The following is a 25,842-nucleotide window of genomic DNA, read 5'->3' as shown; positions in this document are numbered from 1 at the left end:
GCAGCAAGGTTGAAAAGCGACCGGATCTGAACACTCCTCGCGACGTATTCAGAAGGCCGTATCGGTGATCAGAACTCATCATCTAGTGCCGGCTCTCGAACCCTCGCCGCGGCAACGTTTTCGACTCGTTGCCGTATACGGCCCGAGTCTCGTGAGAATAGAACACTGATCCCACGCCTCTTGCAGATCGAGGGCGCACACCTTCTCCGCGACCGGTGGAGGTGGCGCGGTGACGGTGTCGATGCGGGTGATGAGCGCCGGCGATGGGTTCCGGTACCTGCTCCGTACGGTTGCAGCCGGCGACGGCAATCGATCGATGTCAAAGCCGCTGACTCGTTACTACAGTGCGAAGGGCACGCCGCCAGGCCGATGGATGGGTACCGGGCTTCCAGGGATCGGAGCCGGCGCGATTGCCGAGGGCACTGAGGTCACCGAAGCTCAGCTCCAGCTCCTGATCGGCATGGGCCGGGATCCGGTCAGTGGGGACCCGCTCGGACGCGAATACCCGCACTACGAGCGCGGAGACAGTCGCCGTCGCGCGGTCGCCGGATATGACTTCACGTTCTCGATTCCGAAGTCGGCGAGCGTGCTCTGGGGCATTGCCGATGCAGCGACGCAGGAACGCATCGTGCATGCGCACCACACTGCCGTTGCGCAGGCGCTCGCGTTCCTCGAGCGGGAGGTTGCGGCCACACGCACCGGTGCAACATCCCGCGACGGGGCCGTTGCGCAGGTCGACGTCACCGGTGTGATCGCAACGGCGTTCGATCACTTCGACAGCCGGGCGGGCGATCCGCACCTGCACACGCACGTCGTGATCAGCAACAAGGTGCAGACTGCGCTCGATGGCAAGTGGCGCTCGATCGACGGCCGCCCGATGCACGCCGCGGTTGTCGCGCTCTCCGAACTGCACGAGGCCCTGTTCGCTGACGAGCTCACCCGCGAGCTCGGCGTGCAATGGGAACAGCGAGAGCGCGGCCCCGACCGGCATCCAGCTTGGGCGATCGCGGCCGTGCCGGAGAAATTGGTCAACGAGTTCTCAACACGGTCGCGGCACATCGACGCCGAGACCGACCGCCTGATCGCCGTATTCGTGGAAACGCACGGTCGCCGCCCGGGATCGGCGACGATCATGAAGCTCCGCGCACAAGCCACCCTTGCAACGCGGCCGGCGAAAGAGGTCCGCTCGCTCGCGGACCTCACCGCCGGTTGGCGGGAACGCGCGGCGAAGGTGCGCAGCGCGGATACCTCGAGCTTGACGCACACCGCAACCACGAACTCTGCACAACAAGCGCTGCACGCGGAAGATGTGCCGCTCGACGAGATCGCTGCGCTCGGCGCAAGCGTCATGGCAGCGGTGAGCGAGAGGCGCGCAACCTGGCGGCACTGGAACCTCGTGGCCGAATCGGCCCGCCAGACCATGGGCTACCGTTTCGCCGAGGCATCCGATCGCGAAGCCATCGTCGGGCTCGTCACTGATGCCGCCGAGCAGGCGTCGCTGCAGCTCACACCGCCCGAGCTTGCATCAAGCCCGGCAGCTTTCCGACGGGAAGACGGCTCCTCGGTGTTCCGCCCGAAGCACTCCACCGTGTTCACCGCGACCGAGCTGCTCGACGCCGAGTCGCGCCTGCTCGACCGCGCCGCCGACCAGACGGGTCCACGTCTGGCTCCGACTGCACTGCGCGAGATCGCACGAAAACGGCTGCCCGGCGGGGGAGTGATCGCCGTCGCCCAGCTCGAGGCACTCGAGCGGGTCGCCGGCTCCGGCCGCGTCGTCGAAGTCCTCGTCGGCCCCGCCGGTGCGGGCAAGACCACTGCGATGAACGCCCTCCGCCAGGCCTGGGAACAGGTGCATGGCGGAACGTCTGTCATCGGCCTTGCACCATCCGCCGCCGCCGCCCATGTCCTCGCGGAAGACCTCGGCATCGCGACCGAGAACCTCGCGAAATGGTGGCACGACCACCACGATCACGGCGCGATGTTCCGGCGCGGCCAGCTCGTTATCGTCGACGAGGCATCCCTCGCTGGCACCTTGCTGCTCGACCACGTCGCCACGCTCGCCGCGCAGTCGGGCGCGAAGGTGCTGCTCGTCGGCGACCCGGGTCAGCTGCAGTCTGTCGACGCGGGCGGTGCGTTCGCCCTGCTCGTCAACGACCGGCAGGATGCCGCGGAGCTCGTCGATGTGCACCGCTTCGTGAACGAGTGGGAGAAGGCGGCATCACTCGGCCTCCGTCGCGGCGATCCAGAATCGGTGGACCGGTACCTTGCCCACGGCCGGGTACGCGAAGGCGACACCGACGCGATGGCGGATGCCGCGTACTTGGCCTGGCGGGCAGATGCCCGCGCCGGCCGGGCAACCGTGCTGATCAGCGACTCGAACGACGCGGTCGCCGCGCTGAACCAGCGTGCTCGAACCGAACTCATCCTCGACGGCCGCATCGACGCGCTCCGCGAAATCGACCTGCACGACGGCACCCGCGCCGCCGTCGGCGACCTGATCATCACCAGGCGCAATGACCGCCGACTGCGCACGGGGAGACGCTGGGTGCGCAACGGCGACCGCTGGACGGTCGTCGCAGTGCACCGAAGCGGGGCGCTTGAGGTGCGGCGACCCGAGGGGCGGTGGGGGAGCACGGTGGTCCTTCCCGCCGGGTACGTCTGGCAACACGTCGAGCTCGGATACGCCGTCACCTCCTACCGCGCCCAGGGCATCACGACGGACACGGCGCACGTCGTCGCCGCGCCCGGCATGACCAGGGAGAACTTCTACGTCGCGATGACCCGTGGCCGAGAAGCGAACACTGCCTATGTCGCTATCGACCGCCCGGATGTCGCCCACGCCGGTCCGCGGCCCGGTGACGACAGGGAGCCGACCGCACGGAGCGTCCTGTTCGGTGTCCTGCAGCACGTCGGCGCCGAGCTGTCCGCTCACGAGACGGTCACGGCGGAGCAGGACGCGTGGGGCTCGATCGCGCAACTCGCTGCCGAGCACGAGACCATCGCGGCCGCCGCGCAACACGACCGATGGGTCGCGGTGGTGCGTGCGTCTGGGCTCACGCCGGAGCAGGCGAATGCGGCGATCGAATCGGATGCCTTCGGGCCACTGACTGCCGAGCTACGACGGGCCGAGGCGCACCACTTCGATGTCGAGCGACTGCTCGCGAGCGCGGTTCGCCTTCGCGGGTTCGAGGACGCAGCGGATGTCGCGGCAGTACTCCGTGCGAGGGTGGCCGCAGCCGTCACGCAGGGTGGCAGCCAGCACGCCACCGCCGGCCGTGTGCGGCGGAGCCCCCGTCTGATCGCCGGTCTCATCCCACAGGCGGTCGGCCTGATGGACGCCGAGATGCGGCGAGCCCTGCACGAACGCGCCGAGCTGATCGAGACTCGTGCCCGAGCCATCCTGGATCAGTCGCTGGTCGCGGGGGAGGCGTGGACGCGGGCGCTCGGAAAACCGCCGCCCGCAGACACTCCCGCGGCAGCCCAGTGGTGTCGTCAGGCGCGCACTGTCGCGGCCTACCGCGACCGGTTTGGCGTCGTCGGCGCGACCGCGCTCGGACCCACCCCCGACACGACCGCACAGAAGCTGGATGCCACGCGTGCCCACGCCGCGGTCGTCGCCAGTCGGCAGCTGTCGGCCCAGTACGCGGCCGAGCCGCTGCGACCAATTGTCCCGGCAGCGGTTCCGCCTGTCGGTCGTGAGTTCTAGCCTTTCTCTCAAGGCAATATCTGTACGCCCCGTCGCTCGTTGCGATGGGATGCCTCCCGATCAACGGGCGGCCCTCAAGGTTCTCGTTGCCGAACTCTTGGAGGGATGCAGCATGTTCGGACTCGTCTTGGTGACCGTTGCCCGCGCACGAGGCATCCTGCGTCGGCTGATGCCGACGAACCTCGTGCTCGACGCGATCCATACGCGCCGTGGGCTCAAGTGGGGCGTGCCGGCGATGCTGCTCGCCGTGCCCTACGGTCTGGCGGCGGTGTACTGCGTCGGGCTGGTCGAACGTGGTGCAGCGGGATGGCTGAACCTGCTCGCAATACTATTCGTCTGGAACGGTCTGAAGTTCCTCGTCGCCGGGCCGATGACGGCCATTCGGCTGATCCGTGTGCGGGCCAGTGAGGCTCGTGCACGACGGAGCGCGGCGGCAGGCATGCTCGAAACAGATGTCTCCGCGGAGCGCTTCGAAGAGTTGGAGTTCACTTCGGCCGGGGCTGCCGGCCGTGCGGGCCGATAGGTGCGGAACATTTTCGATTGGGATCGTGCGGCAACATCGCGACACGGACCCTAGAGAAGGCCGCTGATCGTGTTGAGCGGGCGTTCTACCGAGCGCCCGTGCCCGCGCTTCGTACCTCGACGGTGCGAATTGGAATCGAATCGCCTGCGAGGTCGATTTCAATCCACATCGACGAAATGTCTCCGCGCCTCGCTGTGTGAGGATCATGTCGTGAGCATCCTCAAACGAATCTTCGGCGGTGCCGACAAGAAGCCAGCAACGACGGTCGCTCTTCAGGCGCCCTCACCCGCTCCAGCGCAAGAGGGGCGTGTTCGTCTTGAGGTTTCATTCGCAGCGGCCTCCGAACAGGACTTGGTGAAGTTGACCGGAACGACCACCTTCGCGAAGGACGCCATCACGGAACTGGCCAGTCGGCACTCCATCGACGGCGGCGGCTACCTAGAGATCGAGGGCAGCCTGCAGCGCGAACCTGAGAACCAGGCTGACCCAAAGGCTGTGGCTGTACACGTCGAGGGGGAGCGTATCGGGTATCTCCCTGGCTACGTTGCCAGCGGCGTGGATTTGTCCGCTTCGGGTGGACGTGCGGTCAAGGTGCAAATCTTCACCGAAGTTTTGCCGAAGGGTTTGCGCGCCGAGGCCTGGGCGTGGCTGGGCAAAGGGGCGCCGAAATGGCAGTGGTCCGAATCGAAGCGACCTCCTATGTCGTCCGGCGCGAAAGTGGCCGCTCACCAACAAAGCATCGACGCGATGGTCGCTGACGCGCTCGCCAACGGCGGCTCCAGAGCGGAGTCGTTCGAGGACGGCATGGTTTCGGGCGTCCACTATCTCCAGCTCGTCGAACCGATCAAGCAGCTGAAACGCGAGGATCGACTCGAGGACGCACTCGTGCTTTGCTATGCCGCAATCGCCGGTGCAGAGGCTGCAGCAAGACGAGAAAAGCTTGATCCCGCGCCCTGGTACACCGAGCAGGCCGCGATCATCCACCGCAAGCTCGGGCAACGTGCGGAGGAGGTCGCTGTGCTGCGGCGCTACCTGGCCGCTTGTCCGCCAGATCGGAGAAATGGTCGCATCAAGGAGCGGCTTGAGAAGCTGAGAGCATAACGCGGTTACGGAACGAGAGGGTCGTCGCCCGCCTACTTTGCGTTCAGCAGGGGTTGCTGTTCAGCGAGTAGTGAGGATTCGAGGACTGCCGCGTCCTCACGCGTTGCTTGAGTCAGCCACGCGAGATCGCACGCTGCAATCCACGCGTTGACGGCGCGCGCTTGATCATCGGTCACGATGCTCGGACGCTGGCGCGTGGTCGCCCGATCGAGCCCTAATACGTGGACCGCCACCCAGGACCGGAAGGTGCTTCGGCTTAAGTCGTTAGATGCGCTGCGGTGGCTTGTGAGCCGATCGCGCAGGTCACCGGCGATGCCGAGATAGAGGCACTCGCCGTCTCGAAACCAGGCATACAGCCCGGGCTGCGCGGGTATCTCCGCCTTGTTCAAAGCCGAGGATCGGGTGCGCGGAGCCTCAAGTACGTCGGTCCATTCCTGGCTGGAGCGACTCACCGGCGCGGATGGCTGGGGTTCTCGCACGCGCGTTGGCTGCTCGGTTGCCGCAACACCGGTGGGCGCGACGCGGCGACGAGCGAAGTGCGAACGCGCGCGTTCGACCTGTTCCGGTGTCAGATCCCAGCGCGTATCGAACCGCGACGCAAGGTTGCCGTACTCGCGGCGGAGAAACGCTCTGAGCGTCTGGCCGGAGATGCCAAGACCGGCGGCGAGCTCGTTCGGTGTCATGAGCGTGAGAGTAGTCGCTAGCGCCGACAGCGCGACAGGCGCTTCCGGGACTCTGGCATCGACCGCGACGAAACGCCCTTGCCGCGGTTGACCGGAGCGATTCAAGCGGTCACCATCAGGGAGAACACCCCAAGGCACAAGGCGCTGAGATGCGCACATTCTCCAGCGGTTCCGACAGCCAGACCAGGAGCGAAGTCGCCCAGCCTGCGACGCGCGGGCCGAGGGCGTGTGGAAGCGCGAAGTACACTTCAAAGTTATGCATGTCACTCAGCAACGCGCCGCCCTGCAACGCCAGATCTGGCAAATCGCCAATGAGGTGCGCGGTGCAGTCGATGGCTGGGATTTCAAGCAGTATGTGCTCGGCACGCTGTTTTACCGCTTCATCAGCGAGAACTTCTCCAGCTACATCGAGGGTGGGGATGACAGCATCCGCTACTCGCGACTGTCCGACGATGTGATACCTGATGACATCAAGGACGATGCCATCAAGACAAAGGGCTACTTCATTTACCCCAGCCAGTTGTTCGCCAACGTGACCGCTGCTGCCCCAGCCAATGAAGCTCTAAATACGGATCTCGCCAACATCTTTACAGCCATCGAAGGATCCGCCAGCGGCTACCCGTCCGAGCTGGACATCAAAGGCCTGTTCGCTGACTTCGACACCACTAGCAACCGCCTCGGCAACACCGTCAAAGAGAAGAACGCCCGCCTGGCCGCGGTGCTTAAAGGCGTTGCCGAGCTTGACTTCGGCGACTTCGAGGGCAACCACATCGACCTTTTCGGTGACGCCTACGAATTCCTCATCTCCAATTACGCCGCCAACGCCGGCAAATCTGGCGGTGAGTTCTTCACCCCGCAGCACGTTTCCAAACTCATCGCGCAATTGGCCATGCACGGGCAAACCCAGGTCAACAAGATTTACGACCCGGCCTGCGGATCTGGATCTCTGCTACTGCAAGCCAAGAAGCACTTCGACTCCCACATCATCGAAGACGGATTCTTTGGCCAGGAAATCAACCACACTACGTACAACCTGGCGCGGATGAACATGTTCCTGCACAACATCAACTACGACAAATTCAACATTCAGCTCGGCGACACGCTGCGCACACCACACTTTGACGACGAGAAGCCGTTCGACGCCATTGTCTCCAACCCCCCGTACTCAGTGAAGTGGATCGGCTCGGACGACCCCACTCTCATCAACGATGATCGCTTCGCGCCCGCAGGAGTACTGGCACCGAAATCTAAGGCGGACTTCGCTTTCGTGCTGCACGCGCTGCACTATCTGTCCGGCAAAGGGCGTGCCGCTATTGTCTGCTTCCCTGGCATCTTCTATCGGGGCGGCGCGGAGCAGAAAATCCGCCAATACCTCGTAGACAACAACTACGTAGAGACCGTGATTGCGTTGGCGCCGAATCTATTTTTCGGCACCACCATCGCGGTCAACATTCTGGTGCTCTCCAAGCACAAGACGGATACTCTGATCCAGTTCATCGACGCGAGCGGGCTGTTCAAGAAAGCAGTCAATTACAACGTACTCACGGATGATGAGGACCAAGAGAATCCCGGGCACATTCAACAGATCATGCAAGTGTTCGGGAGCAAGGCCGATGTCGCGTATTTTGCCGCGTCGGTGGATTACGACGCCGTAGCCAACAAAGGCTACAACCTGTCGGTCAGTAGTTATGTGGCAGCCGAGGACACCCGCGAAGTTGTCGATATCACCGAACTCAATGCACGCATCGAACGACTTGTCTCACGCCAGGTCGAACTGCGTACTTCGATTGACGTGATCGTTGCTGAGTTGGAGGGCTCAGAGTGAGCCGCCTTGCCGAACTCGTTGCAGAGCACTGCCCGAATGGAGTCGAGTACAAGCAACTCTCTGAACTGGCAACCACAGTTCCAGGACTCAGCGGCAAGAGCAAAGCAGATTTCCATGACGGCAACGCCCGCTTTGCCTCGTACCGGAATATCTTCGCGAACCCTGCTTTGGATCTCGAAGCCCCAGACTTTGTCAAGGTCAAAGAAGGTGAACAACAGAATTCTGTTCAGCGTGGAGACATTCTCTTCACCGGCTCGTCAGAGTCATTCGACGAGGTCGGGATGTCATCAGTTGTTACTGCTGAGCCGTCGGAGCCCATCTACGTCAATAGCTTCTGTTTCATCGTCCGGCCGAACCGGAGTGACTCGCTGGAGCCTGAATTCGCAAAGCACTTGTTTCGTAGTGAGTCGATCAGGAAGCAGATTCGTGGAACCGCCAACGGAGTTACACGAATAAACATCTCGAAGCCGCGTTTCATGGAAGTCAAGATCCCGGTCCCGCCGGTCCAGGTGCAACGTGTGGTCGCTGAAATACTTGACGCGTTCAGCCTGCTCGAAGCGCAGCTCGAGGCCGAGTTGGAAGCTGAGATTGAAGCCCGCCAACAACAATATGTGTTCTATCGCCGCGTGGTGCTGCGGCGCATCGGCGCCGCGAGCGCCTCGTTAGCGAGCCTCGGCAAGTGGCAGGGCGGTGTGACCCCGTCCAAGAGCGACCCGCGCTACTGGGCGAATGGAGACATTCCTTGGCTTGCGTCGATGGATATCAGCGATGAGTCTACGGATGATATTCGGGGCCGAGTGACCCAAGCCGCCTTGGACGAGACGTCTCTCAGGATCGTGCCCGCTCCGTCCGTTGCCGTGGTCATGCGTTCCAATATTCTGCGCCGCCGGCTACCTATCGGTTTGGTCAAGGTTGACACGACCTTCAACCAGGACATGCGTGCACTGGCCCCGCGCGAAGGTGTCGATGCTGAGTACGTCTATCAGGTGCTGAGGGCTGACAGCGAAGAGATCCGTGGCCAGTGCGTGCGTACGGATGGATCGATGGCCGCTGTGAATTCGCAGGACTTTTTCGCATGGAAGATCCCTCTGCCTTCGATAGAGGAACAGCGGGCCACCGCCGCCGAACTTCGGTCGTTCGAAGTAATCGTCAACGACCTCCGTGCTAGCCTCCCCGCCGAGTTAGCTGCGCGGCGGACGCAGTATGAGTACCACCGCGACAGGATACTCGCCTTCAAGCAATCGGAGGAGGACGCGACCTGATATGGGCCAGACGCTCACAGAAATTGCTAGCCAGCTAAGAGACACCGATAAAAAGGTGCAGCTGATCTATGCCTTCAACGGCACCGGTAAGACGCGTCTTTCCCGTGAGTTCAAGCAGCTTGTTGCTCCTAAGGACTGGGGTAGCGACGAAGGATCCGCCGATAGACCCGACCCGCCCCGCACGAAGATTCTGTACTACAGTGCGTTCACCGAAGACCTGTTCTATTGGGACAATGACCTTGAGATGGACACCGCTCCGAAGTTGGTGATTCAGCCCAACTCGTTTACCGAGTGGTTACTCGCGCTACTCAGAGAGCTTGGGCAAGATGGAAACATCGTCAGATACTTTCAGCGCTACGCCAACGACAAACTGACCCCACATTTCAATCAGGACTTCACTGAAATTACCTTCTCGCTAGAGCGCGGCGACGATGAAAGCACCGGCAGCCTGAAGATTTCAAAGGGTGAAGAAAGCAACTTCATCTGGAGTGTCTTCTATACGCTGTTGGACCAGGCCATAAGCACGCTCAATGTCGCCGAAGCGGAAGATCGCGAGACCCGCCAGTTTGATCAGCTTGAATATGTGTTCATCGACGACCCGGTGAGTTCGTTGGATGACAACCATCTGATCGAGTTGGCCGTCAATCTTGCGGGTTTGATCAAGACAAGCCCGCCAGGGCTAAATTTTGTTATCACTACCCACAGTCCGTTGTTTTACAACGTACTGTTCAACGAACTCAACACGAAGACTTGTTACTTGTTCGAGCGTCTCGAGGACGGCACTTTCGCTCTCGAGGCCAAGAACGGGGATTCGAACAGTAGTTTCTCGTACCACCTGCATCTCCGGAGAACGCTTGAGCAAGCAATCTCTTCTAATCAAATCGAGCGATATCACTTCACTCTTCTGCGCAACATCTACGAGAAGACTGCAAGCTTCCTGGGTCACCCGAAATGGTCGGAGCTTCTGCCCGACGACAAGCAGGCCTACCTGAACCGCATTATCCAGTTCACGAGTCATAGCACTTTATCTAATGAAGCGGTTGCGGAACCGACACCTCAAGAGAAACAGACGGTCAAGTTCCTGCTGGACAATCTGATTGACAATTACGGCTATTGGCAGGAGTAACAGAGTGGTTGAACAGACCAAGCCCATCGCCGAATCTAGCAACTTCATCGTTCTTGACCGGTACGTCAAAGAGTGGGTGGCGGCGGAAAGCTTCCAAAGTGAGTCTGATCTAGAGCGCGAGTTGCTTCACGACCTTATCGGCCTCGGGTATGAGTACCTACCAGATCTCAGAACACCACAATCGTTGCTGGTCAATGTCCGTGAGCAGCTTCAATCATTGAACGGTGCGCGGTTTTCAGACAGCGAATGGACGCGTTTTGTAGAAGTTTGGCTTGATAAGCCGAGCGATGGAATCATCGAGAAGACTCGTAAAATTCACGACGACTACGTCCATGACTTTGTGTTCGACGATGGTCGCATCCAGAACATCTATCTGCTCGACAAGAAGAACACTGCCCGCAACAAGATCCAGGTGATCAAGCAGTTCCAACAAGCCGGTAGTCACGCTAACCGGTACGACGTGACCGTTTTGGTCAACGGGCTCCCACTAGTCCAGGTCGAGTTGAAGAAGCGGGGCGTGGCCATCCGCGAGGCCTTTAACCAAGTGCACCGCTACAGCAAGGAGAGCTTCAACCGCGAAAACTCTCTGTTCAGATATTTGCAGCTGTTTGTAATATCCAACGGTACTGACACGCGCTACTTCGCCAACACAACCCAGCGCGACAAGAACAGCTTTGACTTCACCATGAACTGGGCGAAGGCAGATAATGGCCCGATCAAGGACCTGAAGGACTTCACCGCCACCTTCTTTCAGAAACACACACTGCTTAACGTGCTACTGAACTTCTCGGTGTTCGACGTTAGCAATACGCTGCTAATCATGCGGCCGTACCAGATCGCCGCGACCGAGCGAATATTGTGGAAGATCAAGAGTGCGTATCAGGCCAAACGCTGGAACAGCACCGAAGGCGGAGGCTACATCTGGCACACGACTGGTTCGGGAAAGACTCTGACCAGCTTCAAGGCCGCGCGCCTTGCGACTGAGCTTGATTTCATCGACAAAGTCTTCTTCGTCGTGGACCGCAAGGATCTGGACTACCAGACCATGAAGGAATACCAGCGGTTCTCGCCCGATAGTGTGAACGGTTCGGACAGCACGGCGGGGCTGAAGCGCAACCTGGACAAGGACGACAGCAAGATCATCGTCACAACTATCCAGAAGCTCAACAACCTAATGAAGAGCGAAACCGATCTGCCAATCTACGGACGGCAAGTGGTCTTCATCTTCGACGAATGCCATCGTAGTCAGTTCGGCGAGGCGCAGAGGAACCTGACCAAGAGGTTCAAGAAGTTCTACCAGTTCGGTTTTACCGGTACCCCAATCTTCCCGCAGAACGCTCAGGGCGCGGACACCACAGCAAGCGTCTTCGGCCGAGAACTGCATTCATACGTCATCACCGATGCCATTCGCGACGACAAGGTTCTGAAGTTCAAGGTGGACTACAGCGATGTTCGTCCGCAGTTCAAGGTCATCGAGAGCGAGCAGGACGAGAAGAAGCTCAGCGCCGCGGAGAATCGGCAGGCATTGCTGCACCCAGATCGCATCCGTGAAATCACTGAGTACATCCTTTCCAGCTTCCGGCAGAAGACTCACCGCCTGCAAGCGGGCGCCAGCGGCTTCAATGCCATGTTTGCCGTGAGTAGTGTTGACGCGGCGAAGCTCTACTACGAAGCTTTCAGGACCCTGCAGAAGGACAGCGATAAGCCTTTGCGGGTTGCGACAATCTTCTCGTACGCTGCCAACGAGGAGCAGGATGCGTTAGGTGAGATCGCAGATGAAGGTTTCGAAGTGTCAGCCCTGGACACGAGCGCCAAAGAGTTCCTGAACGCAGTCGTTGCCGACTACAACGCACAGTTCAAGACCAGCTTCAGTGTGGACAGTAAAGGCTTCCAGAACTACTACCGGGACCTGGCAAAGCGCGTCAGAGACCGGGACGTGGACCTGCTTATCGTGGTTGGGATGTTCCTGACGGGCTTTGATGCGCCAGCGCTGAACACCCTGTTTGTGGACAAGAATCTGCGGTACCACGGTCTGATTCAGGCCTACTCGCGTACCAACCGCATCTTCGACTCCACCAAGACCTTCGGCAATATCGTGGCCTTCCGTGACTTGGAAGATGCAACCGTCGACGCCATCACGCTGTTTGGCGACAAGAACACCCGCAATGTGGTGCTGGAGAAGAGTTTCACTGAGTACATGGAGGGCTTCACTGACGTAGCCACAGGCGAAGCCCGACGCGGATTCGTCGACGTAGTGAGCGAACTTGAGCAGAGATTTCCTGAGCCCGCGGACATTGTGAAAGAGTCCGACAAGAAGGCTTTTGCAAAGCTATTCGGTGAGTACCTGCGGGTGGAGAACGTGCTGCAGAACTACGATGAATTCGCCATCCTCAAGGAGTTGAAAAGCGTCGACACAAGCGACCCGCAGGCTCTCGATAGCTTTAAGGCTACGCACTACCTGAGCGACGACGACCTGGCGGTACTGCAGAAGATCCGGGTTCCCGCCGATCGGACAATTCAGGATTACCGCTCCACCTACAATGACATCCGCGACTGGCTACGCCGCGAGAAGGCCTCGGAGGAGAAAGTACATTCCAGCATCGATTGGGATGATGTGGTGTTCGAAGTGGATCTGCTTAGGTCCCAGGAGATAAACCTTGACTACATCCTGGAGCTGATCTTTGAGAAGAACAAGAAGACCAAGGACAAGGTGTCTCTGGTCGAGGACGTGCGCCGGATGATTCGCGCTAGCCTCGGCAATCGGGCGAAGGAAAGCCTCGTGGTGGACTTCATCAATCAGACCGACTTGGACACGCTGGCAGATAAGGCCAGCGCAATCGAAGCATTCTTCAGCTTTGCCCAGTTGGAGCAGCAGCGCGAAGCGCAGGAGCTGATCAACGATGAAGCGCTAGATGCGGAAGCGGCCAGACGCTACATCAGCGCCTCGCTGAGGCGAGAGTTCGTCAGCGAGAACGGCACCGAACTCAACGCGCTTCTTCCCAGAATGAGCCCACTCAATCCGGAGTATCTATTTAGAAAGCAGAGTGTCTTCCAGAAGTTGGCTGCGTTCGTCGAAAAATTCAAAGGTGTTGGCGGCGAGATCTGAGCTGAGTCTCTTCTGTAGCGAACGGCGCAGTTGAAATGCGCATGTTGATCGATGAGACTGCTGCAGCTTCGGTTGACTCCTGACCTGTGGTGATTCGTCACTGCTGGAAGGATGTACTCCGTGCCTAAGCCTCGGATGAGAACGGGAACGGCGATCGACTACCAGAGCTCCACGTTCGTGTTCGCTCCGCTGGTGTGATCCCGGACGGCGGCTCTGATAGAGCTAGGAGACGACCGGCGCCCGCACGCTGGGGCCCACTTGGGTCCTTTTTGATCCACAGCCAAGACCAAAGAACCACATCCATCGGGAAGGCCGATCCGACGCGTTCACCGGCGTACCTCGTATAATTACTGGCATCCACAACAAAAGACGGTGCAGACTCTTACTTCAACGTCTGTCAGGGGGTCAGGGGTTCGAGTCCCCTCAGATCCACCAATAACCCCTGATGAACGTCAAGTTCTCAGGGGTTGTTTTCATTGGAGCAGGGCTTTTGGAGCCTTTTGGTCTCGGACGCCGTTCCACAGCGATCCACAGCGGATCACATCGGACGACGAAACAACAGGGTTTGTGCCGCACTCATGAGGAGTATGAGCACATCCGTTCCGTCCACCGCCCCGCCGGCTCGCCTGATCGAGAGCTTCGGGGACTGTCTCACCGTCGACAAGCTGCGCAGAATACGCAGCTGTCGAAGGAAGCGGCCTACCATCGCATCTGGCAGACTGCGACTCCGATGGCACGGATCGAACTAGCGCCTGGCTCGTACGGCGAGGTCACCTATCAGGGCATTCCCGACGGCCGGGTGCGCGGCACGCTGCGCTTCAGGTGTCTCGATGGCATCTAGGGCAAGCTCCGGACGCGAGCCGGGTCCAACGCGGCAGCACGTCGAACTTTGATGGCCTCGATCGAGGACCATTCTGCGCCGCTCGGTCCGTTCGGTGACCTCAGCCCTGATTCTCGGATCATCGACTCCGACGAAGAACGTCACGTATGAGGGCATGCCCTGACGACGGTCGCGCAGCGCGCGTTGGTCGCCACGGCGTAGCCGACCGATCCGAGAAACACCCGCCGCACTGGCCCAGTCTGGGGCGATGCGTCGAAGACCTCTTCGACGACACGTCGGACGATGCGCTTGGCATCAACCGGGGGCCGTACAGCACGGGGCCGTGTGCGGCGCGGCTGTCTCACGAGCCCGAGAAGCTGAAGCACGAGTCCGAGTTCGAACGCGCCTGCGGCGAAAATAGACGGCCTGCAGCCAGCTGAACGGGATCAGGATCATCTGCACGAAGATCCAAATGAGGATTGCGTACGCCGCTGCCGCTGCCGCTGCCGCTGCCGTGACCATCGCCATTGGTCGGCTACGGAGCACGAGTACGAAGGCGAGCGCATGGATCCCGCCGACGATTCCTGCGAGTCCGAGACCAGGAACGTTGTAGGAGTCGAACCACGACCCATCGAGCTACCCTGTCGGCGGCGTCAGTCCCACTTCGAACGTCGCATCGACTGACCTGACGATGAGCGCGAGTCCACCGAGCAACGCGGTGAACGCGACGAATGCCTCGGTGATCAGTAACGTCTGCCACGATGGTTCCTCATGCGTCAGCCTTCTGGAGAGATGGTGGCTGGAACGGACCGAAGGTCCCGCGTCGACGAGGGATGCGGGTTGTCTGCGGACGTGGGACCTTCGGCCCAGGCAGTTCGGTTCGAGTACCGCATCATGACCCTATGGACGAGACACTCGACGAGCGCGCTCCGACCCGCCGCATGGGTGAAGAGGAGTGCTGGCAGCGTATTGCCGATGCGCCGTACGGCCGCCTCGCAGCCGCGGCGGGCGGCGAGGTCGACATCTTCCCTGTCAACCACGCGGTCGACGATCGAACGATCGTGTTCCGCACGTCTCCCGGTACGAAGCTGCTCGAACTCACGATCCGCCATCGGATCGCATTCGAGGTCGACGGCACAGACGAGACGGAAGCGTTCAGCGTCGTCGTGAAGGGGCAGGCAGAGGAGTTCGATCGGCAGGCTGAGATCTTCGAGGCCGAGCGCCTCGGCGTCTCGCCGTGGGCTCCCGAGGAGAAGGACCGCTGGGTTCGCATCACCCCTGACGAGGTGCACGGCCGCGCCTTCCAGCTCCCTCCAGGGCGCCTCGGGTCGTAAACGGCTGAGGGTCGTCGGAGAACCGGTGCTCACTGGTGCGGATCGTGCCGCTCGAATTCGAACGCCGCTGCCTGAGTGCGCCGCTCGAGCCCGAGTTTGCGGAGCAGCCCGGAGACGTAGTTCTTCACGGTCTTCTCGGCAAGGGACAGGCGGTCGCCGATCTGCCGGTTGGTGAGTCCTTCGGCGATGAGCGCGAGCACTTGTCGCTCACGCAGGTTGAGCGAGCCGAACCTGGGGTCGTCGCGGCCTTCGGCAGGAGTCGCTGGGGGGCGAAGCTTCGAGATCAGCGCAGGGGAGAGGAGCGAGCGGCCAGCAGCGACCGCACGGACATCCTCGACGAGACGGCCACCGGCGATCGTCTTCAGCACATAGCCCGACGCGCCGGCGAGCACCGCTGCCATCGCCGCGTCATCATCGTCGTAGGCAGTGAGCATGAGGCATCGGACGGCGGGGTACCGGGATCGGATCTCTCGGCACAGGTCGATGCCATCGTCATCGGGCAATCGGACGTCGAGCAGTGCGACGTCGGGGGAGAGCGCCGCGATGCGTGCGAGCGCATGACGTGCGTCGGGTGCCTCGCCGACGACCTCGAGGTCGTGCTCGCGTTCGAGCAGCTCCGCGACCCCACGTCTGACGATCTCATGGTCGTCGACGAGAAACACTCTCGTCATCCTGCGCTCCCTTCCACGTATCGCGTTCCTCTTCGATGGGCGCGGACCACATCGAGGCGGTGTGGCCGGGTGTCGAGGTGGTCTGGAACGTTCCCCCGAGCGCCTCGGCTCTGGCCGAGAGGTTGGCGAGACCGCTCCGTCTGCCGTCCGGGGGAAAGCCCACCCCGTCGTCCTCGACGGAGACGCGGACGTGACCGAGCTCGGCGGCGACTCCGAGTTGGACGCTCGATGCCGACGAGTGCTTCGCGGCGTTCGTGAGCAGCTCCCGCACCACTGCTGTGACATCCTCGGCGAGCGGGCCGGTGATCATGAGGTCGACGGGGCCGGCGAAGCTCACCGCGACCGGGTGGGGCAGCCCGTTCGAGTAGGCCGCGGCGATATCGAGCACCTGGTGACGGATAGATTGGCTGCGCCCATCACGCGGAGTCATGGCGAAGATGATCGTTCGGATGTGTGCGATGCTCTCATCGAGCGTCGCGACGGCGATCTGGAGCCGGGTCGATATCCTGGGGTCGGGCACGGACTCGGCGACCGCCTGCAACTCGAGTCCAGTGGCGAACAACTCCTGAATGACGTGGTCGTGCAGGTCGCGTGCGATGCGAGAACGGTCTTCGACGAGCAACGTACGCTGCCGCTGTTCGCGCGCGCGGGCGAGCTCTATCGAAAGTGCCACGCGCCCGGCGAGGTCATCGGCGAGCACGAGCTCAGCGCTGCTGAATGCCGCACGCCCCGGCCGACGCGCGACCGCGAGCACGCCCCACGTCGTGGATCCGCTGCGGAGCGGGAGGAACATCACCGCTCCGGCGTTGCCATCCGCTTCGACGATCGCGAAGCCGTCGGAGTCCGGATCGTGCCTTCCTCCCGGACGGGTGCGCGGCTCGCCGTGCTCGAACACGACCGACGCGGCTGTGCGCATCGCCGGGAGCACACGCCCAGTCAGTTCGTCTGCACCGTCGCCGCGTGCTTCTGCGACACGGACGGTCAGTGGTTCGTCGCCCCGCAGGACCACGCACACCCGGTCGGCGGTTGTGCGCCCGATGAGTTCATCGGCGAGCAAGGGCAGGGCGGATTCACTCGACGACTCGAGCAGGGTGGAGGCGATCTGCGCGGCAGCGGCCGCCCACTGCTGTCGGAGTCGGGTCTCTTCGAACAGTCGCGCGTTGGCGATGACGAACCCCGCCGTCGCCGCGAGCGCGGTGACGAGCTCCTCGTCCTCCTCGGTGAATCCGCCGCGCCGCGGGTTCGTGAGGTAGAGGTTTCCGTAGATCTCGGATCGAACACGGATCGGCACACCGAGGAACGCGTCCATGTGGGGGTGCTCAGCTGGGAACCCGACCGAGCGCGGGTGGTCGGCGATGTGCTGCAATCGAATCGGATGCGGGTCGTCGATGAGTGCACCGAGGACACCGCGCCCCTCGGGCAGGTGCCCGATCGCGGCTGCGTCGTCGGTCGACATGCCGACGTGGATGAAGGACTCGAGTCCGTCGCGATCGGTGGCGATCACTCCCAGTGCGCCGTACTCGGCGTCGACGAGTTCGACGGCCGCCCGGGCGATGCGCTCGAGCACGACCGGGAGTTCCTCGAGTTCTACGACCGCTCGAGTTGCTCGAAGCAGCGCCCGAAGTCCCTGCTGCGTTTGCGTCACCATCTCGGCTCGTTCAGCCAGTTCGTGCAACGTGCGCCCGGGAGCCGACGGAGGCCGGTCGGAGATTGGGGATGATCGAGGACTCGCACGGCACCTCCGCTGTGATGCCCGCAGGTTACCACCGGGACTCGTCTGCGGCATCAGAGCGTATAGGACCAATGGCCCAGACGGTCAGCGGGAGCCGCGCGACGCTGTGAAAGCGAAGTGTCATGCTCTGCAGGAAGGAACTTCTCGTGGCGACAGGGATACTGGTCGGCGTCGACGGCTCGATCGCGAGTCGGGCTGCGATCATCTGGGCGATCGAGCAGGCTCGCGACACCGGCGACGAGGTCGCGTTGCTGCTGGTCGTCGACGACGAGTGGGGTGCCGTCGGAGCCAGCGCGATCACCGAACTGGAATCGGAAGCCCTTGCTATTGCTGCTCGCGAGCTGGAGTTCGCTCGTGAACATGCAGCCGAGGTTCCGGTAACGGCGGAGTACTCCATCGGCTCGCCGATGCTCGCGCTCGCGAGCGAGGCCGCCGACTACGCCGCCGTCGCGATCGGCACGCATAAGGTCGGTTCGTTCAATGGGCTCGCCCTCGGTACGCGGGCGATGCAACTCGCTGCGATGTCCCCGGTGCCGGTTTCCATCGTGCCGGTCGCATCCGGTGGGCATCGCAGCGGAGTGGTCGTCGGAGTCAGTGGTGCACCGGGGGAGGAAGCCGTCGTTCGAACTGCGGTCGCGGAAGCGCAACGCCGGAACCAACCTCTGATCCTCGTCCGGGCGAACGACACCTCGGCCGCCGTCAGTTCCGAAGCACTGGAGCGCGCGGGTGAGCTCGCCGAGCGCCTCGGCGTACCGGCAGGCATCACGCACCGGCGCGCGAGCGCTTCCGCCGGCGAGACGCTCGCCTCGATGTCCGGCCGCGCGGTGCTCACGATCGCCGGGCGGCCGACGCAAGCCGGGGCCCGCGGCTTCCGGCCGCTCGGGCGGACGGTCGGCGATCTGGTCATGAATCTCGGCGGGCCGGTCCTCATCGTGCCCTTCGTTCTGGAACGTGCAGTCAGCAGCAATCGCTGATAGCGAAGCAACACAGACAGATCTCGCAAGAGGAGAGAAGGGAAGTACGCCATGTTCGAGCGGATCGTGGTCGGAATGGACGGGTCCCCAGCAGCCGGGCACGCGATGGAGTGGGCGGCCGCGCTCGCGGGTGACACGCAATTGGTGCTCGTCCACGTCGGTCGTTGGTCGGTCGGGGTACGCCTCGCCGGCACACACGGAGGTGGCACAGTAGCGGTCGTCTCAGATGTGGCGAGCAGAGATACCGAACTCGGAGTGGTGGCCGAGATCGATGGCTCGGCCCCGGGTCAGGAGGTCGTGCATGTTGCCGCGGATAACCCAGAAGCCACGCGTCAGCCGATCACCCTGTTGCATGCCTGGGCCGCTCCCAAGATGTGGGAGCAGGATCTGGCGGGTTACGCGGGCGAGTTCGCCGAATACGAGCAGATGCACTGCGACACTCTGGCCGAGACCATCGACGTGGGTATCGACTACGGCGGTTCCGCAGTGGCGCGATTCCTGCTCGGCTCGATGAGCTACGAGTTGCTGTTGAGGTCGCAGATCCCACCGGATTGATCGCGAACCCGAGGCGGGCAGCCGAACGGCTGGGTGTGACCACCTGGGCACCCGGTGCGAAGAACCAATGGGTCCGCATCATCCCCCGCGACATCCAGGGGCGAGCATTCAGACTCTCGCGGCTGGAATCTACTCGCCCAGCATCTGCGTCATGAGCTCGATCTCGGCGGTCTGACTCTCGACGATGGCCTCACCGAGCGCCCGCACCTCGGGGTTGTCGGAGTCCAGGATCATCCGGGCCATCAGGATCGCACCTTCGTGGTGGTCGATCATGCCCTCGAGGTAGAGGCGGTCGAACTCGGCGGCGGTCGCATCCTCCAGTGCGGTCATCTCGTCATCGCTGAGCATTCCGCCCATGGGCATGCGGTCTCCCATGGGCATGCGAACCCCGGCATCTTCGAGCCAGCCCTCCATGAGCGCGATCTCGACGGTCTGGGCATCCCGGATCTGCTCGGCCAGGGCGAGCACTTCGGGGTCGGTGCTCTTCTCGATCGCGAGTTCCGACATGTCGACGGCCTGCTGGTGATGCGGAATCATCATTTGGGCGAACATCAAGTCAGCGGGGTCGTAGGCCGCTGAATCGGTGTCGCTCATCATCCCTGATCGGCGATCGCGGTCAGTGTCGGGGCTCCCGATGTTGATGGTGCACGCCGCCAAGGCAGCCCCCGTCGCAATGACGAGTGCGGCGATTCCTGCACCGCGATACCTGCGGGCGAACATGGCGTCGTCCTTTCGTGTAGTCGCTCCTCACGCGGCGGACGGGGCGCGAGAGCCCACACCCACACTCCTCGATTCCGCCCGGACGGACAGTGCCGTTGGTCCCACGAGCGCGAGGTCTCTCGTCGCGCGGGTCGAAGGTCCCGAGCACCGCGGTTCGCGCGCCATAACGTGAGACGAGCGGAACCGGAGGGAGCTGGTCATGCGCGCACTGGTGGTGTATGAGACGTTGTGGGGGAACACTGGCGAGATCGCCAGATCGATCGCCGATGGGATCCGGACGCAGCAGGGGGTCGATGACGTCCAGCTGGTCGAAGCGGCGACAGCGGCGGAGGAGCTCCCAAAGAGGATCGACCTCCTCGTGGTCGGCGGGCCCACTCACGCGTTCTCGATGTCGAAGGCGTCGACGCGGGACTCGGCACGCCAACAGGGCGCGAACACCGTTCCGGAGCGCGGCATCCGCGAATGGATTGACGGGCTGATGACGCCGCCGTCGCCGGTGATGGTCGCGACGTTCGACACGCGCACGGTCGCCCCGCGGCTGCCAGGCTCCGCGGCGAAGAAGGCGATGAAGAAGCTCGTGGGCCGGGGTTTCCGTCCTGCCGTCAAGCCAGAGTCGTTTGGTGTGCACGGATACTCTGGGCCGGTCGCGGACGGCGAACTCGAGCGTGCGCGCGAATGGGGTGCGGCGCTGACCGCGACGTGATGGGATCGCTCGGGGCCTGGTCGGTTCACGACGGACTTCTCATTGCGCCGCGCGGATCGTTCGGCGATTCGCCCACCGGGCCTCCACATCCCTGCGTGCGTTCGAGTCCCTTTTGAACCACAGGCAACGCCAAAGGTTCACATCGAACTGGAAGGCCGATCCGTCGCGATCGCGGATTCGTCCATTCAATTGCCGGTATCCACAACCACAGACGGCGCAGACTCGCACTTCAATGTCTGCCAGGGAGTTCGAGTCCCCGCAGATCCACCAATCACCCCGAAGAACTCCGGTTCTTCGGGGGTTTTCTGCTTCCGAAGCCTGTGTGCGGCCCTCGTATCGCCGCGAGATTCCGAGCGATCCGCAACTGCTGCGGCATTGTTCGGACTGGCGACGGACAACCGGTGATGGTTGTCGCGGGTGCCCGGCGCTACGCTCGTCGCGGGGGAGGTCGCGCGTCGCGGAGCGTTCGTGAGAGCGTCAGGTGACCGTGCCACGGGGGAGGAGCCGACCCATGAGTCTCGCTCGTACGCCGACCGACGGCGGCGCGTCGCCACGACGGATGCTGCTGCTCGCGATCCCCACGATCGCCCTCGGAGTCTTCGCGGCGTTCCTGTTGTGGGCCCTCGAGCAGCTTGCCGACCTGCTGAGCGGTGTGCTCTGGGACACGCTGCCCGACGTGCTCGACGTCGACCCGAACGGCTGGTGGATCGTGCTGATCCTCACGCTCACGGGTCTCGCGGTCGGCATCGGGCTGCGCTACCTGCCCGGCCACGGCGGACCCGATTCGGCGACGACGGAGCTGATCTCGCCGCCGCTGCGCCTGCGGGTGCTGCCGGGCCTCGCGGTCGTGACCGTGCTCAGCCTCGCCGGCGGGGTGAGCCTCGGCCCTGAGAACCCGATCATCGCCATCAACGTCGGCATCATCGTCGCCCTCTTCGCGCGGTTGCTTCCGCAGGTTCCCACTCAGATCGCGGTGCTGATCGCCGGCGCAGCGACGGTCGGTGCGCTGTTCGGCACTCCGGTGGCGGCGGCCCTGCTGTTCACCGGCATCGTTGCGGCCGCGAAGGGCGGCGGATCGTTGTGGGACCGGCTCTTCCTTCCCGTCGCCGCCGCGGGCGCCGGGGCGATCACGATGCACCTGCTCGGGGCTCCGCCGCTGGCCTTCGATCTCCCGACCTACGGCAGCCCGCAGGCGATCGACCTGCTCACCGGCTCCCTCGTCGCGTGCGGCGCCGTCGCGGTCAGCTTCGCAGCACTCGTCGCGTTCCCGATCCTCTGGCGGGGACTGCACGCGCTGCGGCATCCGATCCTCATCCCGCTCGTGGGTGGATTCCTGCTCGGCATCCTCGGCCTCATCGGCGGCCCGATCACGATGTTCAAGGGCCTCGATCAGATCGGCGAGCTGCTCCAGGATCCCGGCGCTTACGACGGCACCCAGCTCGCCGTGATCGCCGGCATCAAGATCCTCGCCCTGCTGGTGGCGGCTGGGGCGCTCTTCCGTGGCGGCCGCATCTTCCCTGCCACCTTCATCGGTGTCGCGCTGGGCATGCTCGGCCACGTGCTGATCCCCGGCCTGCCCCTCGGCTTGGCTGTGGCCTGTGGCATCCTCGGCGTCATCCTCGTCGTCGCACGCGACGGATGGCTCGCCATCTTCCTCGGCGTCGCCATCCCGTCCGACATCACCCTGCTGCCCGTGCTCTGCGTGATCGTCCTGCCGGCATGGCTGCTCGTCTCACGCGCACCCGAATTCCGGATCGTGCCACCCGACCCCGAATCGGAAGACCCCACAACCCCGAGTGCTCCCGAAAACTCTGCGGCCCACGACAGGTAGCCTTCGTCGCTGAGAACACGGAGAAGGAGGCGATCTCCGCCGGTCCCTGAGCAAGTGAGCGGTTGGGGTTGCCGCCCGAATACCACCGTTACGCGCTGGAGGATCGTGTCGGGCTTCCGGCAGATGACCCGTTGAGGGAGCGCATGCCGGAGCCCTGGTAGACGGGCCCGACGCCCGTCAACCGAGGTCGATCTCTCGCAGCATGTACGCCTCACCGACCTCGCCGGTTTGGAAGTACCTGTGGAAGATCTCGACCGCCTCGGCCTGCCCGAACACCTCGTCGTCGTAGACGAGAACGGAGTGCCCGTCGCCATAGGGCACCCGAACAACCGGTTCACCGTCGCGCGGACCGCCGCGACCAACAGCCAGCTGCGAAAAGGAACCATCCAGGTTCTGCCGGCGGACCTCGATCGCGAGCGCGTCTGCTCGGCCTGCACACTGGACGTACTGGTCCGGGCGCCAGCCGTTGCTCCCGAGCTCGTTGAACCGTTTCCCCTCAGGAAGAGCTCCGAGCTTGAACGCGAAGTTCTCGGTTCCATCGAGTCGCCCGATGGCGTGCACGAGCTGATCGCGATACGGCTTGAACCAATTGACGAAGTCCATCGAGCTCAAGCCGTTCCACGTCGCAACATGGGTCGGATAATCGCTAAGCACGCGGGAAGCTCCGTCTACTCGAACTCGACGATCACTCGCGTGATCTTGATCGACCTACCGTCCAGCATGGCATTTGCCGGATTCTCCGGCGAAACCAATTCGTCGAAGCGTTTCTGTGGACCGCTGTAGCCGGCGTTCCCCGATTTCGTTTCCAGGCCGGTGTAGGTGCCGTCACCGTTGTCAACGAGTCCGTCGTAGAACCTGCCGTCCTGCTCCTCGCCCTCCACATGGGCTTTCACCTGGCGTCGTTCGACCGGGACGCCAAGCTGCGCTTCGACGCGGTCGAGAATTCGCCGTTCAGCGTCTTTGGAGTCGTAATAGGCATCACGGCCGTTTGAGTAGGTCCCATCGACGAACCTGCCATCGCCGCGGTCTGGTCCGCGAGCTTCCCAGATTTCGACCTTCGACGGACCAGAGGCCTGTTGATCGAGCCCGCTCATCGCTGTGCCCGTGAGGCCAGCACCGGCGGTGGCGATCACCCCGCCCGCTACGACCGCTTCACCACCGCCGGCGATCACCCCGCCTGGGACGACTGACCAGCCGAGCCCACCGAGGACCAACGCACCACCGCCGGCCATCCCGCCGATCCCGCCGAGCAGCTCGAGCAGCAGATCGGGGTTCTGGAGCAGCGCGGCGCCGAAGCTCGCAGTGTCGTTGACCACCCGACGCAGCGTCTCCTCTTGTACCAGCAGGGCGGCGAGGGCAACGCCTTGCAGCCTACGCAGAAGACCCTCGAGGGTCACCGAGTGGTCAGCAAGGGCGGCGGAGCAGCGCGCCGCGGCGGTATCCAGGTCCTCGCGAGCCTCCGCGAGCCAGCGCATCGCCTGCCGCTGCATCTCTTCAGCATGCTCATCCGACGGTTCTCGGGGGATGACGAACGGAGCACCCGTGGCCGCAGCGGTGCGTCGCGCTTCATCGACGACGAGCTCGTAGAGCGATGCCGTCCGCCTGGTTTCCGCGTCGGCCCTCGCGAACAGGTCGGCCGCACGGATTGCCTGCCGCTGCGCCGCCTCGAGATCCTCGGCGTACGTGTGAAGGGCTGTGGCGCCTTCGCGGTACACGTCCGCCGCCGTCTGCCATCTGTCCGCGTGCTCGGCGATCTGTCTTGATGCAGTGCGAGCAGCTGGGCCGTCCCAAATATCGGTCAGGGAGACACGGCGGATCTCCACGGCGACCGCTTCCAGACCGATCGCCTGGGCTCTCCATGAGTCGGCCGCATCGCGGACGTCGCCCGGGCGACCAGGCAAGAACAACGTCGCGTCGAGCGTGACGGGTCCGGCGTCGATCACTCTGTGAGCCTCCGACGGCTCGCAACCGAGAGCGCTCCATGTGTTGCGGCCGCCTGCGTCAACGTCAACTGCTCGGCGCCGATCAGCTTCGTTGTCTGCTCGACCCACTCGACGTCGATGGCGTTGCGGTCAACACGGTGGTACTCGGCGCGCAGGACCTGTCGGTCGACGCCGCAGGTCACTCTTCGCGCATCGGAGACACTGAAGCTGGGTGTTTCCCGGTTCGAGAGCGGAGATGACTCCGTTGGCGAAGTGCCGCGTCTCGTCAGTCCGTGCGCGGGGTGAGCTGCAGCACCGGGATCCGGCGATCGGTCTTGTCGAGGTAGCCCCCGAACTGCGGCTCCTCGCTCGCGATGGCGCCGTACGCCTCCTGCCACTCGTCGCCGGCGATCTCGGTCGCCGTCACCGGCACCGTCACGATCTCGCCGTCGACGAGCGCCTCGATCTCGAATGACGGGTTCGCTCGCAGGTTGTGGTACCAGGCGGGATTCTCGGGCGAGCCGCCCTTCGACGCCACCACGCGCCATCCGTGCTCGTTGCGGAAGCCGACGACCGGATTCAGGTGCGTCTCACCCGACCTCGCCCCGATCGAGTGCAAGATGATCAGCTTCGGACCCCAGTGGTTCTCGGTGCCCTTGCTGCTGCGGAACGTCTCTACGACATCGTCATTCCAACCCATGAAACGGACAACGCAGCCGCAGCCCGGAATCTTCCGGTGAGCAGAGGCCGATCCGTTTGCGTGCCCATCGATCGAGCACACGAGGATGATGGAACCATGCCCGCTGCCCATCGCCCCGGTCTCCGGATCGACGCCGGCCTCACGATCCCCGAGGCCGAGCTGTCGTGGCGCTTCTCGCGGTCGTCGGGTCCCGGCGGGCAAGGTGTGAACACCGCCGACTCGCGAGTCGAGCTCACCTGGGATGTTGCAGGCTCGACCGTTCTCTCTCCACTCCAACGGGAGCGACTCCTCGAGCGTCTGAGCAGTCGCCTGGTCGGCGGGGTGCTGACGATCGCAGCATCCGAACATCGTGCACAATTGCGCAACCGGGATGCTGCGCGCTCTCGGTTGGCCGACGTCGTAGCTGATGCTCTGCGGCCATCGTCACCGTCGCGACGACGGACCAAGCCGAGTCGCGGTGCCAAGGAACGGCGGTTGGCAGCGAAGAAGCGGCGCACCGACGTCAAGCAGCTCCGTCGTCGGCCGCACGACTGAACATTCGGAACGGC

The 25,842-nt window shown here is 63.1% G+C and carries 20 protein-coding genes; 13 read left to right on the top strand and 7 right to left on the bottom strand.

From position 1 onward, the window contains the following. Positions 1-241 precede the first annotated feature (241 nt). From mobF to BJY17_RS03785, 3 genes are all read left to right on the top strand, one after another. On the top strand, positions 242-3,706 hold the full coding sequence (gene mobF, locus BJY17_RS03795) for a MobF family relaxase (protein WP_179552700.1): 3,465 nt from the start codon (positions 242-244) through the stop codon (positions 3,704-3,706). Positions 3,707-3,818: 112 nt separating this feature from the next. Then, positions 3,819-4,229 (top strand): sulfate permease, encoded by a 411-nt coding sequence (locus tag BJY17_RS03790; RefSeq protein WP_179550194.1) that lies wholly within the window; start codon positions 3,819-3,821, stop codon positions 4,227-4,229. Positions 4,230-4,439: 210 nt separating this feature from the next. Next, the gene (locus BJY17_RS03785; RefSeq protein ID WP_179550193.1) at positions 4,440-5,330 is read left to right on the top strand and encodes a hypothetical protein; all 891 of its coding nucleotides are present in this window, start codon (positions 4,440-4,442) and stop codon (positions 5,328-5,330) included. 32 nt (positions 5,331-5,362) lie between these two features. Here the strand turns inward: BJY17_RS03785 and BJY17_RS03780 are convergent, their stop codons facing one another. Beyond that, positions 5,363-6,013 (bottom strand): GIY-YIG nuclease family protein, encoded by a 651-nt coding sequence (locus BJY17_RS03780; protein WP_179550192.1) that lies wholly within the window; start codon positions 6,011-6,013, stop codon positions 5,363-5,365. A gap of 256 nt (positions 6,014-6,269) precedes the next feature. On the opposite strand from BJY17_RS03780, the gene BJY17_RS03775 reads away from it, so the two are divergent. The 5 genes from BJY17_RS03775 (at position 6,270) to BJY17_RS03755 (ending at position 15,486) form a co-directional block, all read left to right on the top strand. Continuing rightward, positions 6,270-7,838: a type I restriction-modification system subunit M gene (locus BJY17_RS03775; protein ID WP_179550191.1), complete on the top strand. Its 1,569-nt coding sequence runs from the start codon at positions 6,270-6,272 to the stop codon at positions 7,836-7,838. Continuing rightward, positions 7,835-9,100: a restriction endonuclease subunit S gene (locus BJY17_RS18875; RefSeq protein WP_179550190.1), complete on the top strand. Its 1,266-nt coding sequence runs from the start codon at positions 7,835-7,837 to the stop codon at positions 9,098-9,100. Before BJY17_RS03775 ends, BJY17_RS18875 begins: the two co-directional genes overlap by 4 nt. Before the next feature lies 1 nt (position 9,101). Further along, entirely contained in the window at positions 9,102-10,226 is a 1,125-nt protein-coding gene (locus tag BJY17_RS03765; protein ID WP_179550189.1) for an ATP-binding protein, read from the top strand. Positions 10,227-10,230: 4 nt separating this feature from the next. Beyond that, positions 10,231-13,332 carry an HsdR family type I site-specific deoxyribonuclease gene (locus BJY17_RS03760; protein ID WP_179550188.1) on the top strand — a complete coding sequence of 1,034 codons (3,102 nt, stop codon included), beginning with the start codon at positions 10,231-10,233 and terminating at the stop codon, positions 13,330-13,332. A gap of 1,722 nt (positions 13,333-15,054) precedes the next feature. Next, on the top strand, positions 15,055-15,486 hold the full coding sequence (locus tag BJY17_RS03755; protein WP_179550187.1) for a pyridoxamine 5'-phosphate oxidase family protein: 432 nt from the start codon (positions 15,055-15,057) through the stop codon (positions 15,484-15,486). 29 nt (positions 15,487-15,515) lie between these two features. On the opposite strand, the gene BJY17_RS03750 is transcribed toward BJY17_RS03755, so the two are convergent. Together BJY17_RS03750 and BJY17_RS03745 are read right to left on the bottom strand one after the other, a co-directional pair. Continuing rightward, positions 15,516-16,157 carry a response regulator gene (locus BJY17_RS03750; RefSeq protein ID WP_179550186.1) on the bottom strand — a complete coding sequence of 214 codons (642 nt, stop codon included), beginning with the start codon at positions 16,155-16,157 and terminating at the stop codon, positions 15,516-15,518. Continuing rightward, a complete protein-coding gene (locus tag BJY17_RS03745) occupies positions 16,126-17,805 on the bottom strand; it encodes a sensor histidine kinase (RefSeq protein WP_179550185.1) in 1,680 nt (559 codons plus the stop codon). The genes BJY17_RS03750 and BJY17_RS03745 overlap by 32 nt, the downstream gene beginning before the upstream one ends. A 206-nt stretch (positions 17,806-18,011) precedes the next feature. On the opposite strand from BJY17_RS03745, the gene BJY17_RS03740 reads away from it, so the two are divergent. Both BJY17_RS03740 and BJY17_RS03735 read left to right on the top strand, forming a co-directional pair. Then, positions 18,012-18,863 carry a universal stress protein gene (locus tag BJY17_RS03740; protein WP_179550184.1) on the top strand — a complete coding sequence of 284 codons (852 nt, stop codon included), beginning with the start codon at positions 18,012-18,014 and terminating at the stop codon, positions 18,861-18,863. A 51-nt stretch (positions 18,864-18,914) separates the two neighbouring features. Next, complete coding sequence (locus BJY17_RS03735; RefSeq protein WP_179550183.1) at positions 18,915-19,418, top strand: universal stress protein; 504 nt, start codon at positions 18,915-18,917, stop codon at positions 19,416-19,418. A gap of 129 nt (positions 19,419-19,547) precedes the next feature. On the opposite strand, the gene BJY17_RS03730 is transcribed toward BJY17_RS03735, so the two are convergent. Beyond that, the gene (locus BJY17_RS03730; RefSeq protein ID WP_179550182.1) at positions 19,548-20,138 is read right to left on the bottom strand and encodes a DUF305 domain-containing protein; all 591 of its coding nucleotides are present in this window, start codon (positions 20,136-20,138) and stop codon (positions 19,548-19,550) included. 199 nt (positions 20,139-20,337) lie between these two features. Here BJY17_RS03730 and BJY17_RS03725 point away from each other — a divergent pair, with 199 nt between their 5' ends. After that, positions 20,338-20,841, top strand: a complete 504-nt coding sequence (locus tag BJY17_RS03725; protein ID WP_179550181.1) for a flavodoxin family protein — start codon at positions 20,338-20,340, stop codon at positions 20,839-20,841. Between the two features lie 511 nt (positions 20,842-21,352). Next, a complete protein-coding gene (locus BJY17_RS03720) occupies positions 21,353-22,672 on the top strand; it encodes an ion channel protein (RefSeq protein WP_179550180.1) in 1,320 nt (439 codons plus the stop codon). A gap of 177 nt (positions 22,673-22,849) precedes the next feature. Here BJY17_RS03720 and BJY17_RS03715 read toward each other — a convergent pair whose 3' ends face one another. The 3 genes from BJY17_RS03715 to BJY17_RS03705 all read right to left on the bottom strand — a co-directional run bounded on the left by BJY17_RS03715 (position 22,850) and on the right by BJY17_RS03705 (position 25,294). Next, entirely contained in the window at positions 22,850-23,275 is a 426-nt protein-coding gene (locus BJY17_RS03715) for a hypothetical protein (protein WP_179550179.1), read from the bottom strand. A 65-nt stretch (positions 23,276-23,340) separates the two neighbouring features. Further along, positions 23,341-24,723, bottom strand: a complete 1,383-nt coding sequence (locus tag BJY17_RS03710; protein WP_376866037.1) for a putative T7SS-secreted protein — start codon at positions 24,721-24,723, stop codon at positions 23,341-23,343. Between the two features lie 157 nt (positions 24,724-24,880). Next, complete coding sequence (locus BJY17_RS03705) at positions 24,881-25,294, bottom strand: nitroreductase/quinone reductase family protein (protein WP_179550177.1); 414 nt, start codon at positions 25,292-25,294, stop codon at positions 24,881-24,883. 96 nt (positions 25,295-25,390) lie between these two features. Between BJY17_RS03705 and arfB the strand changes: the two genes are divergently transcribed. Then, entirely contained in the window at positions 25,391-25,828 is a 438-nt protein-coding gene (arfB, locus tag BJY17_RS03700) for an alternative ribosome rescue aminoacyl-tRNA hydrolase ArfB (RefSeq protein WP_179552699.1), read from the top strand. Positions 25,829-25,842: the final 14 nt, after the last annotated feature.

Source organism: Agromyces hippuratus (assembly GCF_013410355.1).
Taxonomy (GTDB): domain Bacteria; phylum Actinomycetota; class Actinomycetes; order Actinomycetales; family Microbacteriaceae; genus Agromyces; species Agromyces hippuratus.
This window is presented reverse-complemented; position numbering and strand designations above follow the sequence as displayed.

Bases quoted from the DNA above. Each gene is read 5' to 3' on its own strand.
- BJY17_RS03730 (WP_179550182.1), bottom strand. From the start codon at position 20,138: ATGTTCGCCCGCAGGTATCGCGGTGCAGGAATCGCCGCACTCGTCATT.
- BJY17_RS03790 (WP_179550194.1), top strand. From the start codon at position 3,819: ATGTTCGGACTCGTCTTGGTGACCGTTGCCCGCGCACGAGGCATCCTG.
- BJY17_RS03755 (WP_179550187.1), top strand. From the start codon at position 15,055: ATGGACGAGACACTCGACGAGCGCGCTCCGACCCGCCGCATGGGTGAA.
- BJY17_RS03750 (WP_179550186.1), bottom strand. From the start codon at position 16,157: ATGACGAGAGTGTTTCTCGTCGACGACCATGAGATCGTCAGACGTGGG.
- arfB (WP_179552699.1), top strand. From the start codon at position 25,391: ATGCCCGCTGCCCATCGCCCCGGTCTCCGGATCGACGCCGGCCTCACG.
- BJY17_RS03745 (WP_179550185.1), bottom strand. From the start codon at position 17,805: ATGGTGACGCAAACGCAGCAGGGACTTCGGGCGCTGCTTCGAGCAACT.
- BJY17_RS03720 (WP_179550180.1), top strand. From the start codon at position 21,353: ATGAGTCTCGCTCGTACGCCGACCGACGGCGGCGCGTCGCCACGACGG.
- mobF (WP_179552700.1), top strand. From the start codon at position 242: ATGCGGGTGATGAGCGCCGGCGATGGGTTCCGGTACCTGCTCCGTACG.
- BJY17_RS03740 (WP_179550184.1), top strand. From the start codon at position 18,012: ATGCTCTGCAGGAAGGAACTTCTCGTGGCGACAGGGATACTGGTCGGC.
- BJY17_RS03715 (WP_179550179.1), bottom strand. From the start codon at position 23,275: ATGGACTTCGTCAATTGGTTCAAGCCGTATCGCGATCAGCTCGTGCAC.
- BJY17_RS03780 (WP_179550192.1), bottom strand. From the start codon at position 6,013: ATGACACCGAACGAGCTCGCCGCCGGTCTTGGCATCTCCGGCCAGACG.
- BJY17_RS03735 (WP_179550183.1), top strand. From the start codon at position 18,915: ATGTTCGAGCGGATCGTGGTCGGAATGGACGGGTCCCCAGCAGCCGGG.
- BJY17_RS03705 (WP_179550177.1), bottom strand. From the start codon at position 25,294: ATGGGTTGGAATGACGATGTCGTAGAGACGTTCCGCAGCAGCAAGGGC.
- BJY17_RS03775 (WP_179550191.1), top strand. From the start codon at position 6,270: ATGCATGTCACTCAGCAACGCGCCGCCCTGCAACGCCAGATCTGGCAA.
- BJY17_RS03725 (WP_179550181.1), top strand. From the start codon at position 20,338: ATGCGCGCACTGGTGGTGTATGAGACGTTGTGGGGGAACACTGGCGAG.
- BJY17_RS03765 (WP_179550189.1), top strand. From the start codon at position 9,102: ATGGGCCAGACGCTCACAGAAATTGCTAGCCAGCTAAGAGACACCGAT.